Annotated in this window: 16 protein-coding genes; 14 read left to right on the top strand and 2 right to left on the bottom strand. The window is 67.5% G+C overall.

Going from position 1 to position 17,848, the window contains the following annotated elements; genetic code table 11:
- Nucleotides 1-52: 52 nt before the first annotated feature.
- The 10 genes from H6900_03170 to fghA all read left to right on the top strand — a co-directional run bounded on the left by H6900_03170 (nucleotide 53) and on the right by fghA (nucleotide 10,822).
- A complete protein-coding gene (locus H6900_03170) occupies nucleotides 53-1,237 on the top strand; it encodes an acetyl-CoA C-acyltransferase (GenBank protein ID MCC0072270.1) in 1,185 nt (394 codons plus the stop codon).
- Nucleotides 1,234-2,169 carry a helix-turn-helix transcriptional regulator gene (locus H6900_03165; protein ID MCC0072269.1) on the top strand — a complete coding sequence of 312 codons (936 nt, stop codon included), beginning with the start codon at nucleotides 1,234-1,236 and terminating at the stop codon, nucleotides 2,167-2,169. Before H6900_03170 ends, H6900_03165 begins: the two co-directional genes overlap by 4 nt.
- A complete protein-coding gene (locus H6900_03160) occupies nucleotides 2,166-3,050 on the top strand; it encodes a branched-chain amino acid ABC transporter permease (protein ID MCC0072268.1) in 885 nt (294 codons plus the stop codon). Before H6900_03165 ends, H6900_03160 begins: the two co-directional genes overlap by 4 nt.
- A 3-nt stretch (nucleotides 3,051-3,053) precedes the next feature.
- The gene (locus H6900_03155) at nucleotides 3,054-4,130 is read left to right on the top strand and encodes a branched-chain amino acid ABC transporter permease (protein ID MCC0072267.1); all 1,077 of its coding nucleotides are present in this window, start codon (nucleotides 3,054-3,056) and stop codon (nucleotides 4,128-4,130) included.
- A complete protein-coding gene (locus tag H6900_03150) occupies nucleotides 4,127-4,894 on the top strand; it encodes an ABC transporter ATP-binding protein (protein MCC0072266.1) in 768 nt (255 codons plus the stop codon). The genes H6900_03155 and H6900_03150 overlap by 4 nt, the downstream gene beginning before the upstream one ends.
- 1 nt (nucleotide 4,895) lies before the next feature.
- Nucleotides 4,896-5,666 carry an ABC transporter ATP-binding protein gene (locus H6900_03145; protein ID MCC0072265.1) on the top strand — a complete coding sequence of 257 codons (771 nt, stop codon included), beginning with the start codon at nucleotides 4,896-4,898 and terminating at the stop codon, nucleotides 5,664-5,666.
- A 25-nt stretch (nucleotides 5,667-5,691) separates the two neighbouring features.
- Nucleotides 5,692-7,494: an AMP-binding protein gene (locus H6900_03140; GenBank protein ID MCC0072264.1), complete on the top strand. Its 1,803-nt coding sequence runs from the start codon at nucleotides 5,692-5,694 to the stop codon at nucleotides 7,492-7,494.
- Between the two features lie 70 nt (nucleotides 7,495-7,564).
- The gene (locus H6900_03135) at nucleotides 7,565-8,737 is read left to right on the top strand and encodes an ABC transporter substrate-binding protein (protein ID MCC0072263.1); all 1,173 of its coding nucleotides are present in this window, start codon (nucleotides 7,565-7,567) and stop codon (nucleotides 8,735-8,737) included.
- 139 nt (nucleotides 8,738-8,876) lie between these two features.
- On the top strand, nucleotides 8,877-9,986 hold the full coding sequence (locus tag H6900_03130; GenBank protein MCC0072262.1) for an S-(hydroxymethyl)glutathione dehydrogenase/class III alcohol dehydrogenase: 1,110 nt from the start codon (nucleotides 8,877-8,879) through the stop codon (nucleotides 9,984-9,986).
- Nucleotides 9,986-10,822: an S-formylglutathione hydrolase gene (gene fghA / locus H6900_03125; GenBank protein MCC0072261.1), complete on the top strand. Its 837-nt coding sequence runs from the start codon at nucleotides 9,986-9,988 to the stop codon at nucleotides 10,820-10,822. Before H6900_03130 ends, fghA begins: the two co-directional genes overlap by 1 nt.
- Nucleotides 10,823-10,826: 4 nt before the next feature.
- Here fghA and H6900_03120 read toward each other — a convergent pair whose 3' ends face one another.
- A complete protein-coding gene (locus H6900_03120) occupies nucleotides 10,827-12,200 on the bottom strand; it encodes a lytic murein transglycosylase (GenBank protein MCC0072260.1) in 1,374 nt (457 codons plus the stop codon).
- Nucleotides 12,201-12,271: 71 nt separating this feature from the next.
- Complete coding sequence (locus H6900_03115; protein ID MCC0072259.1) at nucleotides 12,272-13,360, bottom strand: ABC transporter ATP-binding protein; 1,089 nt, start codon at nucleotides 13,358-13,360, stop codon at nucleotides 12,272-12,274.
- A gap of 168 nt (nucleotides 13,361-13,528) precedes the next feature.
- Between H6900_03115 and deoC the strand changes: the two genes are divergently transcribed.
- The 4 genes from deoC (at nucleotide 13,529) to H6900_03095 (ending at nucleotide 17,830) form a co-directional block, all read left to right on the top strand.
- Complete coding sequence (gene deoC / locus H6900_03110; GenBank protein ID MCC0072258.1) at nucleotides 13,529-14,479, top strand: deoxyribose-phosphate aldolase; 951 nt, start codon at nucleotides 13,529-13,531, stop codon at nucleotides 14,477-14,479.
- Between the two features lie 7 nt (nucleotides 14,480-14,486).
- Nucleotides 14,487-16,784, top strand: coding sequence for an aldehyde dehydrogenase family protein (locus H6900_03105; protein MCC0072257.1), 2,298 nt, complete (start codon nucleotides 14,487-14,489; stop codon nucleotides 16,782-16,784).
- Between the two features lie 280 nt (nucleotides 16,785-17,064).
- The gene (locus H6900_03100; protein ID MCC0072256.1) at nucleotides 17,065-17,328 is read left to right on the top strand and encodes a YjhX family toxin; all 264 of its coding nucleotides are present in this window, start codon (nucleotides 17,065-17,067) and stop codon (nucleotides 17,326-17,328) included.
- A 1-nt stretch (nucleotide 17,329) separates the two neighbouring features.
- The gene (locus H6900_03095; GenBank protein MCC0072255.1) at nucleotides 17,330-17,830 is read left to right on the top strand and encodes an N-acetyltransferase; all 501 of its coding nucleotides are present in this window, start codon (nucleotides 17,330-17,332) and stop codon (nucleotides 17,828-17,830) included.
- Nucleotides 17,831-17,848: the final 18 nt, after the last annotated feature.

Raw genomic sequence — 17,848 nt, 5'->3', positions numbered from 1 at the left:
GCCCTCCACGCGGGAGAAGACGCCGGCTCGACCGGCGGCAAGGGAGGTTCGGATGACATATGCGGTCATCATCGACGCGGTGCGCACACCGCGTGGTCGTGGCAACGCCAAGGGCGCGCTTCACGAGGTGAAGCCGGTGGACCTGCTGGCCGCGCCCCTGCGCGCGCTGGCTGACCGGCACGCGCTGGGCGACCGGGTGTTGGCGGACGCGGTGTTCGGCTGCGTCACCCAGACCGCCGAGCAGGGCGCGAACATCGGCAAGCTGGGGCTGATTGCCGCCGGCTATCCCGACAGCGCGCCCGGGCTGACGGTGAACCGCTATTGCGCCAGTGGCATCACGGCGGTCGGTCTGGCCGCGCTGCGCGCGCAGGCGGCCGACGGTCTGGCCATCGGCGGCGGGGTCGAGAGCATGTCCCGCGTGCCGATGGCCTCGGACAAGGGCGCGCTGACGCATGACTTTGCCTTTCAGAAGGCCGCCGGGCTGGTGGCCATCGGCATCAGCGCCGATGCCGTCGCCACAGCCGAAGGGTTCAGCCGCGCCGATTGCGACGCCTTTGCCGCCGAAAGCCAGGCGCGCGCGGTCGCGGCGCGGGCCGAGGGGCGCTTTGCCTCGCTGGTGCCGGTGGGCGGGTTGACTGCGGACGAAACCCCGCGCGCCGGAACCACAGTCGAAAGCCTGTCGGCGCTGTCCCCGGCCTTTGCCGAGATGGGCGAGAAATACGGCATGGACGCGGCGATCATGGCCCACACCGGGCTGGCGCATGTGGCGCATGTGCACCACGCGGGCAATTCACCGGCGATGGCGGACGGGGCCTCGGCCGTGCTGGTCGCGACCGAGGGGGCAGCGCGGCGCGCGGGTCTCAGGCCCCGGGCACGGATTCTCGCGGTGGCGGAACTGGCGGTGGACCGGGTGTTGGCGCTGACCGGCAGCGTCGATGCCGCCAACGCGGCGCTGGCGCGCGCGGGGCTGGGCGTCGGCGACATCGACCTGTTCGAAGTGAACGAAAGCTTTGCCGCGCTGGCGCTGCATTTCGCGCGGCACATGGGCGTCGGGCTGGATCGGCTGAACGTCAACGGCGGGGCGATCGCGCTGGGCCATGCGATGGGATCCACGGGCGGCGCACTGATCGGCACCGCGCTGGATGAACTGGACCGTCGCGACGGCCGGCGCGCGCTGATCGCAGCCTGCGGTGCGGCGGGCTTGGCCTCGGCCCTCATCATCGAGCGCGTCGCATGAGCGTAGCGCCCGACCTCGATCTGCTGCGCGACGCGCTGAGCACCTCGGTGCTGAGCCATGCGCTGAAGATGATCGGGGATCGCTGGACGATGCAGATCCTCATGGGTGCCTTCATGGGGGTCAAGCGGTTCGACGATTTCCAGACCCGGCTGGGCATACCGCGGCGCACCCTGTCCGACCGGCTGAAGACGCTGGTGCACATGGATATGCTGCGCCCGCGACTGTATCAGGAGCGCCCCGAACGGTTCGCCTATCATCTGACGCAAAAGGGCATGGCGATCTATGAAGCCACGCTCATGACCTGGGACTGGGAGCACCGTTTTGGCGAGGATCGCCTGGCCTTGCCCCGGCGGCTGGTGCATCGGACCTGCGGCCACGCCTTTGTGCCGCAGATGACCTGCGAGGCCTGCGGCGAGGTCGTCTCGCTGCGCGATCTGGACATGTCGCTGAAACCGAACCCGCACCTGCCCTATGACCCGGCCGAACGGATGCGCACGCCCAAGGTCACGGTCAGCGACGGGGCGATGTCGCATCTCGCGCTCAGGATGGATCGCTGGACGCTGATGATCGTCTCGGCGGCGGTGCTGGGATGTCGGCATTTCGACCAGATCGCGCATGTTCTCAGGATCAGCCCGCCTTTGCTGAGCCGCCGCCTGGTGGCGATGGTCGAGGCCGGCCTGCTGACGGTCGAACCCGACCGCGACGACGGTCGGCGCCGCGTCTATCTGCTGACCGCGGCCAGCCGCGGGCTGTTTCCCTATATCGTGCTGCTGTCCACCTGGGCCAGCGAACAACTTTTCCACGAGCCCAGCTCGATCCGGCCCCGGCACCGGACCTGCGGCAAGGCCTTTGTCCCGCGCGCCACCTGCGGGCATTGCCACGAACGGCTGAGCGCCTGGGACGTCAGTTTTGAAATGGGAGATCCGGCATGAACGGCGCGCTGGACCTGTTCGCGCAGGTCACTGTCAACGGCATCGCCGTGGGGGCGATCTATGCGCTGGTCGCGCTGGGGATCGTGCTGATCCACAAGGCGACCGAGGTTCTGAATTTTGCCCATGGCGACCTTTTGGTGCTGTCGGCCTTTGTCGCCTGGGCGCTGATCGAACGGGCAGGGATGCCCTTCTGGCTGGTGCTGCCGGTGGTGGCGCTGGGGATCGGCGCGCTGGCCTATGGGCTGGACGCGGTGATCGTGCGGCGCATCGCGGGACAGCCGCAGTTCTCGGGCGTGATGCTGACGATCGCGCTGGCCTTCATGATCCGGGGCGCGGTCAGCATGGGGTTCGGCCCCGATTCGCGCAGCTACCAGACCCCCTGGAGCGGCCAGACGACCGAGATCGCGGGCGTCGCGGTGACCGAGCTGTCGCTGGTCATCATGCTGGTGGCGCTGCTGATCGCGGTGATGCTGTGGCTGTTCTTCAGCCGCACGCGGCTGGGGGTGGCGATGCAGGCTGCCAGCCAGAACCAGTTGGCCGCGTATCTGAACGGGGTCAAGGTGAAGCGGCTCAACTCGCTCGTCTGGGCGCTGGGCGGCGTCACGGCGGCGATTGCCGGCATGTTCCTGGCGCCGGTGTCGCTGGTCGATACGGCGCTGTGGCTGATCACGCTGAAGGCCCTGGCCGCGATCGTGCTGGGCGGGTTCGGCAGCCTGCCGGGCGCGGTGCTGGGCGGTGTTCTGATCGGCCTGATCGAACAATACGCGGGTGTCTATCTGCCCGACGGGTTCAAGGATATCGCACCCTATCTGGTGCTGATCGCGGTGCTGATCCTGCGCCCGCGCGGGATCATGGGCGAAGCCCACGGGCGGAGGGTGTAACCGATGCGCTTTGACTATCACACGCGGTATGCCCAAGGGTTCGCGCTGTTCCGCCATCGCGGCGACTGGCTGTGGTATGGTCTTCTGCTGGTGGCGTTGCTGGCGGTGCCGGTGGTTGCCTCGACCTATCTGGTGGGCGAGCTTGGCTACGTGCTGATCCTGTGCGTCGCCTCGCTGGGGCTGATGACGCTGTCGGGGTTCACCGGACAGGTCAGCCTGGGGCACGCCAGTTTCGTTGCGATCGGCGCCTATGCCCACGCCTGGCTGATGGCGCATGGCGTGCCGTTCCTGGTGTCGATGCCGCTGGCCGGACTGATCGCGGCGGCGGTGGGGCTGGTCGTGGGGATACCCGCGATCCGCGTTTCGGGGCTGTATCTGGCGATGGTGACGCTGGCCTTCAGCATCGTCATCGAACAGGTGATCGGCATGTGGCGCAGCGTGACCGGCGGATTCACCGGGATGCTGGTGGAAACGCCCCGCCTGCTGGGGTTCTCGCTGGGTTCGCCCCGGGTGTTCTATTACGTCTGCCTGGCGACGGTGGTGCTGGTGCTGCTGGCGCTGGCCAATCTGATGCGATCCGGGGTCGGCCGGGCCTTTACGGGTGTGCGCGACTCCGAGGCCGCCGCCTATGCGCTGGGGATCGAGGTGAACCGCGTCAAGATCGGTGCCTTTGGCCTGTCGGCCGGGATCACCGGGCTGGCGGGGGCACTGATGGCGCATCACATCGGCTATCTGACGCCCGATGCCTTCACGCTGCTGTTGTCGCTGGACATGGTGCTGATGGTGGTGATCGGCGGGATCGGCAGCCTCAGGGGGGCGATCCTGGGGGCGATCCTGATCTCGCTGCTGCCGAACGCCGTGTCCTTCCTGAAATCCCTGTTGCCGGCGGCCGTGCAACGGCAGACCGGGCTGGAAATCTTTGTCGCCGGTCTGGTGCTGGGCCTTTTCGTTCTGTTCGAGCCGACGGGCCTGAACGGGCGATGGCTGAAGATTCGCGCGTTGCTGGAAAACTTTCCCCTCTATCGCCGTGACACGTTCCGGCGGCAGAAAACCTACATGAAGTCGGAGCGGAACAGATGAGCGACGCACCCCTTCTGGAACTGGACCGCGTGGCGCTGCATTTCGGCGGGCTCAGGGCGATTTCCGACCTGTCGATCCGCGTTCAAAGCGGCGAGGTTCTGGCCGTGATCGGGCCGAACGGCGCGGGCAAGACGTCAATGTTGAACCTGGTCACGCGGGTGTTCGACGCCACCAAGGGCCGGATACTGTTCAAGGGGCAGGATATCGCCCGCGCCCCGCGCGCGCACATCGCCCATCTGGGCATTGCGCGGACGTTCCAGAACATCGAATTGTTCGATGCCGCCAGCGTGCTGGACAACCTGTTGCTGGGCCGGCACCGCTTTGGCGCCGGGACCTGGTGGCAACAGGTGTTGCGCACCCCCGGCCTGACCCGGATCGAGGAAGCGCACCGCGCCAAGGCCGAGGAGGTGATCGAATTCCTCGACCTCTCGGCCTGGCGCAATGCCACCGTCGCGGGCCTGCCGTATGGCGTGCGCAAGGTGGTCGAGCTGGGTCGCGCCCTGTGTTCGGGGCCCGACCTGCTGTTTCTGGATGAACCGGCCTCGGGTCTGAACCCCGAGGAAACGCGCGACCTGGCCTTCTGGATCGACGATATCCGCAGCGATCTGGGCATCACCGTGGTGATGATCGAACACGACATGTCGCTGGTCAGTGCCGTTGCCGACCGCGTGGTCTGCATGGCGCAGGGCCGTCTGCTGGCCGAGGGTTCGCCGGCCGAAGTGCAGGCCCATCCCGACGTCATCGCCGCTTATCTGGGGACCTGAGATGCTTCTGGACGTGCAGAACCTGGAAACCTGGTATGGGCCCATCGCCGCCATGAAGGGCGTCAACCTGACCGTGGCCGAGGGGCGGATCACCGCCGTCCTGGGCGCGAACGGTGCGGGCAAGACGACGCTTTTGAACACGCTGGCGGGCGTCATCGACCCGTTCAAGGGCAAGGCCCTGTTCCAGGGACAGGAAATTCAGGGCCTGGATGCTGACGCGGTGGCGCGCAAGGGGCTGGTTCTGGTGCCCGAGGGGCGTCAGGTCTATCCGTTCCTTTCGGTGCGAGACAACCTCTTGATGGGCGCCTTTGCCCGCAAGGACCGCGACGCCGTGGCCCGCGACATCGAGCGGGTGCATCAATGGTTTCCCCGGCTCAAGGAACGCGATGCGCAGCACGCCGGCTTGTTGTCGGGCGGCGAACAGCAGATGGTGGCAATCGGCCGCGCCTATATGTCCGCGCCGAAACTGCTGATGCTGGACGAACCCAGCCTGGGCCTGTCGCCGATGCTGGTGCACGAGATCTTCGGCATCATCCAGCGCATCCGCGACGAGACCGGCACCGCCGTGCTGGTCGTCGAACAGAACGCCGCCGTCGCCCTGAAACATGGCGATGACGGGTATATCATGGAACTGGGGCGCATCGTCGCCGCCGATACCTGCGCCGCCCTCAGCCAGAAAGAGGACGTGCGCGAGGCCTATCTGGGCGGCGGCGGCGGGCAGGGCCTGTCCGGCACCGCCCAACGCTGGAAACGTCGAAAGACCTGGAGATGAGCCGATGAGCACCGAGATCCGCTTCATGGGCCACGACACACCGGCCCGCGTGTTCCGCGCCCGCGTGCGCGAATGGGGCGCGCGGCCTGCCCTCAGGCACAAGCTGCGCGGCCTGTGGCAAAGCTACAGCTGGACCCAGTATTACGAACGCGCCCGCGCGGTCGGGCTGGCCCTGGGCGCGCTGGGGGTCGAACGCGGCGAGGTCATCGCCGTGCTGGCCGAAAACCGCCCCGAATGGGTTTTCGCCGACATCGGCGCGCAAGCCATGGGAATCGTCGGCTGTGGGGTCTATCCGACCGCGTCGGCAGAGCAGTTGCAATACATCCTTCAGGATTCGGCGTGCCGCGTTCTGGTGGTCGAAAACCAGGAGCAACTGGACAAGGCCCTGTCGGTCCGTGCCAACTGCCCGGCGCTGATCCGCATCATCGTCATCGAACGCGAGGGATTGCGCCGCCTCGATGACCCGGGCGTGGAATTCTGGGACGGTTTCGTGCAACGCGGCGACGATCTCGCCGCGACCCACGCGCAGGACTTCGAGGATTCGATCGACGCGGGCCGGGCGGACGATCTGGCGTTCCTGGTCTATACCTCGGGCACCACGGGGGCGCCCAAGGGGGCGATGATCGCGAACCGCAACGCCGTGTTCCAGATGTGCAAGGCGCCCGAGTATCTGGCCGCCAACCCCGGGGACAAATCGCTGTCCTTTCTGCCGCTGTGTCACATCGCGGAACGCATGGCTTCGGTGTTCAACGCGATCGCGCTGGGGCTGATCGTCCATTTTCCCGAAAACGCCGGCACCGTGCCCAACGACATCCGCGAGGTCGCGCCGCACATCGTCTTTGCACCGCCGCGATTCTGGGAAAAGATGCACTCGCAAGTGGAACTGTTCCTGCGCGACGCCATCGCCCCGGCGCGCTGGGTCTATCGCCGGGCCCTGGTGCGCGGTCGCGCCGGGGTCGAGGCCCAGCTCGACGGGCGCGATCCGCCGACGCCGGGCCCGGTGGACCGGCTGCTGTCCTGGCTGGCATTCCGCAACATCCGCATCTTTCTGGGGCTACAGAATTGCCGCAGCGCGTTGACCGGCGCGGCGCCGGTGCCGCCCGACCTGATCCGCTGGTTCCTGTCCATCGGCGTCGAACTGCGCGAGGCCTTCGGCATGACCGAAACCGCGGGATTCGCCACCGCGACGCCGACCCGGGGCATCAAGCTGGGCTGGGCAGGTCTTCCGGCGGGCGATACCGAGATCCGCATCGCCGAGGCGGGAGAAATCCAGATCCGGGGCGCGAATGTCTTTGCCGGCTACTGGCGGCAACCCGAAAAGACGGCCGAGGCGATCACCCCCGACGGCTGGCTTCGCACCGGAGACTGCGGCGAGATCAGCGAACATGGCTATCTGGCGATCCGCGACCGGATCAAGGACATCATCATCACCGCCGGCGGCAAGAACATCACGCCCACGCAGATCGAAAGCCAGCTCAAGTTCAGCCCCTACATCACCGACGCGGTGGTCATCGGCGAGGGCAAGCGGTTCGTCACCGCACTGGTGATGATCGACCAGGAGCACGTCGCGCGATTCGCGCAGGACAACGCGATTCCCTATACGGATTTCGCCAGCCTGACGCGCGCGGCGGCCGTGGTCGATCTGATCCGCGCCGAGATCGCGGCCGTGAATCCCCGTCTCGCCCGGGTTGAACAGATCAAGGATTTCCGCATCATCGACCAGCTTCTCACCCCCGAGGACGAAGAGCTGACCCCCACGATGAAGCTGAAACGCAAGGTCATCGCGCAGAAATACGCGACCCTCATCGACGGCATGTATCCCGCCTGAGGCGGCAGGAGGGAGTGGAGGACATGCCGAACACACGATCACCCCGTCAAACCCAACATGGGAGGAAGTCATGACTATGAACCGTCGTCAGATGCTCGCCACCAGTGCCGCGGCCCTGGCGCTTGGCGGCAGTCTGCGCCCGGCGCGCGCCGCCGGAGTCAGCGCCGATGAGATCGTCATCGGCACGCATCTCGACCTGTCCGGTCCCGCCGCCGCCGGCATGGCACGGCTGCGCAACGCGACCGAACTGGCGATTGCCCAGGCCAACGCGGCCGGCGGTGTCCACGGCCGCCAGATCCGCTTCATCGTCGAGGACAACGGCGGCCAGCCGCAGTTGGCCGTGCGCGCGGTGCAAAAGCTGATCCGCTCGGACGAGGTGTTCGCGCTGCTGAACCCGTTCGGATCGGGCACCAACGCGGCGACCATCGGCCAGGCCGTCGAAGCGGGCACCATCGTCTTTGCGCCCTGGGCGGCGTCGGCCGTCATGCACCAGGTCGCGGGCAACTCGCCGCTGCTGTTCACCACGGTGCAGAACTACAACACGACCATGCAGAAGGCGATGGAACGCATGATCCCCGTCTGGGGCTCGCAGCGGGTCGGCCTGATCATGATGGAGGGGCCGTTCGGCGATCTGATGCGTGCGGGCGTCGTTCCGGCAATGGCCAGCCTGGGCATGGAGGTCGTCGAGGACGCCTCGTATCGGCCGGGCGAGATCGACTTTTCCTCGCAGGTGGCACGCTGCCGGGCCGCGAACTGCGACCTCATCATCGCGGGCACCATCATCCGCGAGACCGTGGGCGTCATGTCCGAGGTGAACAAGCTGGGCTGGACCGACGTCAAGGTGCTGACCGGCATTCCCGGCCGGGCCTCGCTGGTGGCGGCGCTGGGCGGCGCGGATGTGAACGGGCTCTATGGGGTCGGCGGGTGGAAGATGTATCCGATGGATACCACCGAACCCGACGCCCATGCCTTTATCGAATCGTATCGCGCGGCCTACAACGCCGACCCGGACGAGAACGCGATGATCGCCTATTCCTATACGAACTGGTTCCTGTCCTGTCTGGACGCCGCCGGCACGGATCTGACGACCGACGGTTTCGTCGCCGCCGCGCAGGCCAGCCATCACCAGGATTTCACCAGTTACGGCGAGCAGACCTTTGTGAACAACCACGCCATGCCCGAACTGGTTTCGATCGACCAGGTCCAGGATGGCGTCTGGGTGCAACAGGTCGAACCGTTCTGATCCCTTGCGGGAGGGGGGGCGCGCCCCCCCTCCCGTCCTTTCGGTGACGGGCCGGGGTAACGATCCGTCGCATCCGGCATTGTGCCAGGTCCCCGGGTGCGGCTAGTCTGCCGCAAGCCGAAAACCCCGGAGGACCCTCATGAAAACCCGTGCCGCCGTCGCCTTCGAGGCGAAGAAACCCCTCGAGATCGTCGAACTGGATCTGGAAGGGCCCAAGGACGGCGAAGTTCTGGTCGAGATCATGGCGACCGGCATCTGCCACACCGACGCCTACACGCTGGACGGATTCGACAGCGAGGGGATCTTTCCGTCGATCCTGGGCCACGAGGGTGCCGGCATCGTGCGCGAGGTCGGGCGCGGTGTGACCTCGGTCAAGCCGGGCGATCACGTGATCCCGCTGTATACGCCCGAATGCCGCCAGTGCAAAAGCTGCCTGTCGGGCAAGACCAACCTGTGCACCGCGATCCGGGCGACGCAGGGCAAGGGGCTGATGCCCGATGGCACCAGTCGCTTCAGCTACAAGGGGCAGACGATCTACCACTACATGGGGTGTTCGACCTTTTCGAACTTCACCGTGCTGCCGGAAATCGCCGTCGCGAAAATCCGCGAGGACGCGCCGTTCGACAAGGCCTGCTACATCGGCTGTGGCGTGACCACCGGGGTGGGCGCGGTCATCAACTCGGCCAAGGTGACGCCCGGCGCGAATGTCGTGGTCTTCGGTCTGGGCGGGATCGGCCTGAACGTGATCCAGGGCGCGCGCCTGGTCGGCGCCGACAAGATCATCGGTGTCGATATCAACGACGACAAGGCCCAGTGGGGCCGCATGTTCGGCATGACCGATTTCGTCAACCCCACCACGATCGACGGCGACATCGTGGCCAAGCTGGTCGAAATGACCGACGGCGGTGCGGATTACACCTTTGACTGCACCGGCAACACCACGGTGATGCGTCAGGCGCTGGAAGCGTGCCATCGCGGCTGGGGCGTTTCCACCGTGATCGGCGTGGCCGAGGCCGGCAAGGAAATCAGCACCCGGCCGTTCCAGTTGGTCACCGGCCGGGTCTGGAAGGGCAGCGCCTTTGGCGGCGCGCGCGGTCGCACGGATGTGCCCAAGATCGTCGATTGGTACATGAACAAGAAAATCGAGATCGATCCCATGATCACCCACACCTTGACGCTGGAAGAGATCAACAAGGGCTTCGACCTGATGCACGCCGGCAAGTCGATCCGCTCGGTCGTGGTGTTCTGATGGAGCGTTTGCAACGCTGGCGCGCGCATGGCGGCTGGCAAGAGGTCTGGCGCCATGACAGCGCCCAGACCGGCACGCCGATGGAGTTCAGCGTGTTCCTGCCCGAGGCCGCCGGGAATGGCCCGCGCCCCGTGGTCTGGTATCTGTCGGGGCTGACCTGTTCATGGGCCAATGTCACCGAAAAGGGCGAATTCCGCGCCGCCTGCGCCCGGCTGGGTCTGGTGTTCGTCGCGCCCGACACCAGCCCGCGCGGGTCGGATGTGCCCGACGACCCCGAGGGGGCCTATGACTTTGGCCTGGGGGCCGGGTTCTATGTGGATGCGACCCAGGCGCCCTGGTCGCGCCATTACCGGATGCGCAGCTATGTCGAATCCGAACTGCCCGCGCTGATCGCGCAGCATTTCCCGGTCGATATGGGGCGACAGGCGATCATGGGTCATTCCATGGGCGGACACGGCGCGCTGACGGTGGCGCTGCGCAATCCGGGCCGCTTCCGCTCGGTCAGTGCCTTTGCGCCGATCGTCGCGCCGACGGATTGCCCCTGGGGGCAAAAGGCGCTGGGCGGGTATCTGGGCGCCGATCCGGCGGCCTGGGCCGATTATGACGCCTGCCGCCTGATCGCGGGTGGCGCCCGGGTGCAGGCGATGCGGGTGGACCAGGGCGCGGCGGACGGGTTCCTCGAAAGCCAGCTCAGGCCTGACCGGCTGGCCGCCGCGTGCGAGGCGGCGGGCCAGCCGCTGGAGCTGACCCTGCATCCGGGATACGACCATTCCTATTACTTCATCGGCAGTCTGATGGGCGCGCATCTGGATTGGCACGCCCGTCACCTGCGCTGATCGCTCAGCGCCGGCGGCGCATGGCATCGAGCAGCGCCAACGAGACATAGCCGTCGGGCGGCATCCCGTTTGCCGCCTGCCAGTCCCGCACCCCTGCCAGCGTGCCCTGGCCCACCCGCCCGTCGATGGTGCCGCTATAGTGTCCCGCGCGCGCCAGCAGGCGTTGCAGCTCCTCGCGCTCGGCGCGGTTCAGGGGGCGGTCGTCGCGCGGCCAGTCGCCGACAAAGGCGCGCCCGCCGCGCAGTCGGTCGGCCAGATGGCCCACGGCGATCGCATAGGCATCGGCGTTGTTGTATCGCTTGATGACGCGGAAGTTGCGGAAGGTCAGGATCGCCGGCCCGCGCGCCCCCGCCGGGAACAGCAAGGTCGCCTCGCCCGAACGCGGCAGGTCAGAGCCGCGAACCGGTCGCAGGCCCAGCCGCCGCCATTCCGCGACATCGCGGCTGGTGTTGGCCAGGCGCGGGTTGAAATCGCGCGGCACCTGGACCTCGACCCCCCAGGGTTGCCCGCGCTGCCAGCCGTGGCTGGCCAGATAGGCGGCGGTCGATGCCAGCGAATCGGTCGGATCGTCGGACCAGATGTCGCGCACGCCGTCGCCCCGGAAATCCACCGCATAGGCCAGGTAGCTGGTCGGGATGAACTGCGTGTGGCCCATCGCGCCGGCCCAACTGCCGGTCATGTGCCGCGCGTCCACGTCGCCCGATTGCAGGATGCGCAGCGCGCCGATCAGTTGCTGTTCGTAGAAATCCGACCGGCGAGAGCCCATGGCCAGCGTTGCCAGCGCCGGAATGATCGGCGTCTGCCCCCTGAGCGTGCCATAGGCGCTTTCCATGCCCCAGACCGCGACGACAACCTCGCGGTCCACGCCATAGCGGGCTTCGATCTCGTCCAGGACGCGACGGTTCTCGCGCAGGGCGCGCTGGCCGTTCTCGATCCGGCTGCGGGAAACGGCGCTGTCCAGATAGGCCCAGATCGGGCGGCTGAATTCGGGCTGGTGGGCCTCGCGCTGCAAGATGTCGGGGTCGGGGCTGACGCCGGCAAAGGCCGTGTCCAGGGTGCGCGCCCGAATGCCGGCGTTCAGCGCGCGGCGCCGAAACCCGGCAAGCCAGCGGTCGAACTGAGGGTCACGCCGGCCCGCGCGCGGGGTCGCGGTGACGGTGCCGGCCTGCGGCGCGCGAAGCCCCTGGGGGCGCGCCTGCGGATGGCGCGAACGGGCCGGGGCGGTGGCGCTGTCTTGCACCAACCGAGTCTGCGGGGGCGGGGCCTCGCCGCCGGTCGGGCGCGGCTGCGGGAACGGCGAGCGTTCGACCGAGGCCGCGCTTTCGGCGGTCATCGCCAGGATGGTGAAAAGCCAGATAAGTCCGGCGCGCAGCTGCATTCGGGGGGCCTGCTCTGTTCTTGTTTGCGCCAGATTAGCGCAAAGCGCGCAGCCGGAAAAGCGAGGTGCGCTCAGGTAAGCGGAACCACGCAATCGCAGATGCGCATCGTCACGCGCGCGCCGATGGCATATTGCTGCCCGGGCCCCGAGATCACCTCGAGGCAGGTGTCGCCCTGCTGCACCCAGTAGATCTGGTCATGTCCCCGGAATTCGCGCCCGACGATGGTTGCGGTGCCCTCGGGGTCGGGCATGAGCATGATCTGTTCGGGACGCACCGCCAGGCGTACCGCGCCATTCGCCGCGCGCGACATCGGCAGGTTGCCAAAGTCGGTCTGCACGGTCATGCCGGTCGCCGTGCCGGACAGAAAGTTCGACCGACCGATGAAATTCGCGACGAATTCGCTGACCGGGTTGCGGTAGATCTCGTCCGGGGTGCCGACCTGCACCACGCGCCCGCCGTCCATCACCGCGATGCGGTCGGCCAGCGCCAGGGCTTCCTCCTGGTCGTGGGTCACCAGAATGCCGGTGGCGCCGGTCTTTTTCAGCAGGCGGCGCACCTCTTGCCGGGTTTCCACGCGCATCTTGGCGTCGAGGTTCGAAAAGGGTTCGTCCAGCAAGATCAGCTTGGGCGCGACGGCGAGCGCCCTCGCCAGCGCGACCCGCTGTTGCTGGCCGCCGGAAAGCTGGTGCGGGCGCCGCTTGCCCAGGTCGGACAGACCGACAAGGCGCAGCATCTCGTCGGCGCGGTCCTGCGCCTGGGCGCGGGGCAGGGCGCGCAGTCCGAACTTGACGTTGTCCAGCACGCTCAGATGCGGGAACAGCGCATAGTCCTGAAAGACGAAGCCGATGCCACGGGATTCGGGCGGCAGGTGGGTGATGTCGTGGCCCTGAAAGGTGATGCGCCCCTCGTCGGGCTGCTCGAACCCGCCGATCATCCTGAGGGTGGTTGTCTTGCCGCAGCCCGACGGCCCCAGCAGCGCCAGCAGCTCGCCATCGCCCAGCGCCAGCGAGACGCGGTGCACCGCCGGCGCATCGGCATGGGCAAAGGTCTTGCGCAGGCGCTCGACCTCCAGCAGGGGCGTGGTCGGCCGCTGGCGATAGCCCAGCGGCGAGGCCTCAGCCGGCATCCGGAAGGTCAGGGTCTTGGGCAGTTCGGTCATCGACAGTAATCCCTACCGTTGCACTTGGTTATGATCGGGGGGGCGGAATGTCAATTTGCCATGCGCCCGTGCACGGCCCCGTGTTTTGACCGGTTGGTCAGGACGGGGATTGCGCGGCAGCCGGCGCCCGCGCATAATCGCGCGTTCCATATCCCTGCCGGACGCATCATGACGCACGCCAGAAACCCCGGATTGCCGCTGACGACCGACTGGTTCGACCGCGTGCAGGTCAACCGCCCCGCCGCCGAGCGCCGCGCCGCCACGCTGACCACGCGGCGCAGCGTGAAGAAAGAGCATCAGGCCGCCTGGCTGGTGAATGCGATCCGCTGCACCGACCTGACAACGCTGTCCGGCGACGACACCGAGGACCGCGTGGCGCGCCTGTGTGCCAAGGCGCGGCGCCCGCTGGCCGATCACATCGTCCAGGGTCTGGGCCTGTCCGAGATGCCGAAAACCGGCGCGGTCTGCGTCTATCCGACGATGGTGGGCGCGGCCAAGCGGGCGCTGTCCAACGCGGGGATTCCCGTGGCCTCGGTCGCCACCGGGTTTCCGGCGGGGCTGATGCCGCTGGACCTGCGCCTGGCCGAGATCCGCTATGCCGTCGATCACGGCGCCGACGAAATCGACATCGTCATCACCCGCGCGCATGTCTTTGCCGGCGACTGGACCGCCCTTTACGATGAGATCGCCGCCATGCGCGAGGCCAGCGGCGCGGCGCACATGAAGGCGATTCTGGCGACCGGGGATCTGGTCACGCTGTCGAATGTCTATGCGGCGTCGATGGTGGCGATGCAGGCGGGGGCGGATTTCATCAAGACCTCGACCGGGAAAGAGGGGGTGAACGCCACGCTTCCGGTCAGCCTGACCATGGTGCGGGCGCTGCGCGACTATGGCGAGCGGACGGGCTACCGGATCGGCTTCAAGCCGGCGGGCGGGTTGAAGACCGCCAAGGATGCCATCGCCTGGCAGATCCTGATGAAGGAAGAGCTGGGTCGCCCCTGGCTCGAACCCGACCTGTTCCGCATCGGTGCCTCGTCCATGCTGGGCGATGTCGAGCGCCAGCTCGAACATCATGTCACCGGCCGCTACGCCGCCGCGCACCGTCACGCCATCGCCTGAGGTTCCCATGCCCACCGTCTCCGAGGCTCTGTCACTCATGGATTACGGCCCCGCCCCCGAATCGCCCGCCGTGGCGCTGGACTGGTTGAAGGGCCGGACCTTTGGCCAGTTCATCGCTGGCGCCTTCACCGCGCCGCGCGACCCCTTTGACAGCGTCAATCCGGCGACGGGCGCGGTGCTGGCGCAGGTCTCGCAGGGGTCAGAGGCCGACGTGGCGGCGGCGGTCAAGGCCGCGCGCGCGGCCGCGCGGAAATGGGCGGGCCTTTCTGGCGGGCAGCGCGCGCGGCATCTCTACGCGCTGGCGCGGCTCATGCAGAAACGCGAACGGCTGTTCGCCGTGATCGAGTCGCTGGACAACGGCAAGCCGATCCGCGAATCGCGTGACATCGACGTGCCGCTGGCGGTGCGGCACTTCTATCACCACGCCGGCTGGGCCGAACTGATCGCAGACGAATTCCCCGGGATGCGGCCGCATGGCGTTTGCGGGCAGATCATCCCGTGGAACTTTCCGCTGCTCATGCTGGCGTGGAAGGCCGCGCCTGCGTTGGCGGCCGGAAATACGGTGGTGTTGAAACCGGCCGAACAGACGCCGCTCAGCGCGCTTTTGTTCGCCGAACTGTGCATCGAGGCCGGCCTGCCCAAGGGCGTGGTGAACATCGTTACCGGCGACGGGCGGACGGGCGCGGCGCTGGTGGCCTCGGACGTGGACAAGATCGCGTTCACCGGCTCGACCGAGGTCGGCCGCCAGATCCGGCGGGCGACGGCGGGCTCGGGCAAGGCGCTGACCCTGGAACTGGGCGGCAAATCGCCCTTCATCGTCTTTGCCGAGTCCGATCTGGACGCCGCCGTCGAAGGCGTCGTCGATGCGATCTGGTTCAACCAGGGCGAGGTCTGTTGCGCCGGGTCGCGCATACTGGTGCAGGAATCGGTGGCCGAGCGGTTCACCCGGCGGCTGAAAGCGCGCATGGCGACGCTGCGCGTGGGCGATCCTCTGGACAAGTCCACCGATATCGGCGCCGTGGTGGACCGGGTGCAACTGGACCGCATTCGCGGCATCGTCGATCAGGCGGTGGCCGAGGGCGCGGTGCTGCACCAGGCCCCCGCGCCGAACGGGCCGGGCTGCTTCTGTCCGCCCGCGCTGCTGACCGATCTGGGCGCGGCCAACATCGCCATGACCGAGGAAATCTTTGGCCCCGTGGTTGCGCTGATGACCTTTCGCACCCCGGACGAGGCCGTCGCGCTGGCGAACAACACGCGCTACGGTCTGGCCGCCAGCATCTGGAACGAGAACATCACCGCCGCGCTGGACATTGCCGCGCAGGTCAAGGCGGGCGTCGTCTGGATCAACGGCACCAACCTGTTCGACGCGAACGCACCCTTTGGCGGGATGCGCGAATCGGGTTACGGGCGCGAGGGCGCGCGCGAGGGGATGCTGGCCTATCTGACGGGCGCCGGCGCCGGTGGGCGCGCGCGCAACGCCCCCGAGGCGCTGTCACCCCTGCCGGCGGGTGCCTCGGGCGATGCCGTGGACCGCACGCGCAAGCTGTATATCGGGGGCGCGCAGAAACGACCCGATGGCGGCTATTCCTATGCCGTGCCGGGCGCGCAGGTGCCGCTTGGCGGGCGCAAGGACATCCGCAACGCCGTCGAGGCCGCGCACAAGGCTGGCGGCTGGTCCAGGGTGACGGGTCACAACCGCGCGCAGGTGCTCTATTTCCTGGCCGAGAACCTGAACGCCCGCGCGCGGGATCTTGGCCCCGGGGATGAGGTCGCGCAGGCGGTTGAAAGGGCCTTCTACTGGGCCGCCTGGGCCGACAAATACGACGGCAAGGTGCATTCGACCGCCTCGTCGCAGGTGACGCTGGCGATGAAGGAACCCTTTGGTGTGATGGGCATCGTCTGCCCCGAGGAAGCGCCGCTTCTGGGCTTTGTCAGCACGGTTCTGCCCGCGATCGCCATGGGCAACCGGGTGATCGCCGTGCCCTCGCAGGCCAATCCGGTGCCCGCGCTGGACCTGGTGCAGGTGCTGGACACCTCGGACGTGCCGGGTGGCGTGGTCAACATCGTCACCGGGCCGCGTGCCGAACTGACCGACACGCTGGCCAAGCACGACGACGTGGCGGCGCTGTGGGTCTTTGCCGATGCGACGACCTGCGCCAACGCCGAAACGCAATCGGCGGGCAATCTGAAACCCGTCTGGGCCGATCCCCTGACCCGCGACTGGTCCGGTCCCCAGGGGCAATCGCGCGAATTCCTGCGCCGCGCGGTTCAGGTCAAGACGGTCTGGGTGCCCTACGGCGCGTGATGCCAGGGGCGAATTTTCGGGCTGGGAAGCACCGAAACGCCGGGGCCGAAGATCGCTCTTCGGCCCTTTCCTGTCCGTTCATCGCAGCCGGGACCGGTTGCAATTCCGGGGAAACGGTCCATATTCCAAGGATCCGCCGCCGGAAGACCGGCCGCAATGGAGTGTGGATGTCAGAGCTTGTGTGAATCGGCTCTCTGATTGCCAGAGAGCCTGCAGATCAAGGAACCGCCGTGTGGTCGAACCACCGGCTTGCGTTTGATGTCTGACACACAGGACACCCATGAATATCTCACGACCCGAACAGCGTGCGCTGCACGTTCTGGCCCTTGGCGGCCGCATCCAGCATGAGCGCCACGACGGCCGCAAGATCACCGACATCACCTGCTTCACCCGCGACGGTCTGGTCCTGAGCGATTGCGATCTGCCGGTGTTCCTGGCCTTGCGTCGCAAACGGCTGATCGAATCGCGCGCCGGCAGCGCCTATCGCATCTCGCGGCGCGGGCGACTGGCCGTGCGTGCGCAACTTGACAATCAAGGGGGCTGACATGCGGATTCGGCCCGAAATCGCCAGCGACGCCACGCGGATCGACACCGTGGTGACCGAGGCCTTCAAGACCGCCGCACACGCCAGCGGCACCGAGGCGCAAATCGTCCGCCTGCTGCGCGCCGATGGGGCGCTGCAACTCTCGCTTGTAGCCGAGGAGGATGGCGTGATTCTTGGTTATGTTGCCGTCTCGGCGGCACGGATCGGCGACGCGGAGGGATGGAGCCTGTTCGGCCCCCTCGCCGTGTCGCCCGAGAAGCAGCGGCAGGGTATCGGCAGCGCGTTGATGACCGAGGCGCTGGCCCGGTTGCGCGGTGCCGCACGCGGCGCGGTGTTGGTCGGCGACCTGACCTATTATCGCCGCTTCGGCTTTCGCGTCTGGCCGGGCCTGTTCCTGCCCGGCGTGCCGGATTACGCAACCCTGGCCCTGCCGCTGGAACCCGGTGTCGAACCGGCGGGAGAACTGTTCCTCCACCCGGCCTTTGCGCTGGATATGCCATAAGAAAAAGGGCCGGGGATT

The sequence above is a fragment of the Rhodobacter sp. genome (genome assembly GCA_020637515.1).
In the GTDB taxonomy this organism is placed as follows: Bacteria; Pseudomonadota; Alphaproteobacteria; order Rhodobacterales; family Rhodobacteraceae; genus Pararhodobacter.
Note: the sequence above shows the minus strand (reverse complement) of the source record. Positions and strands in the feature narration are given on the sequence as shown.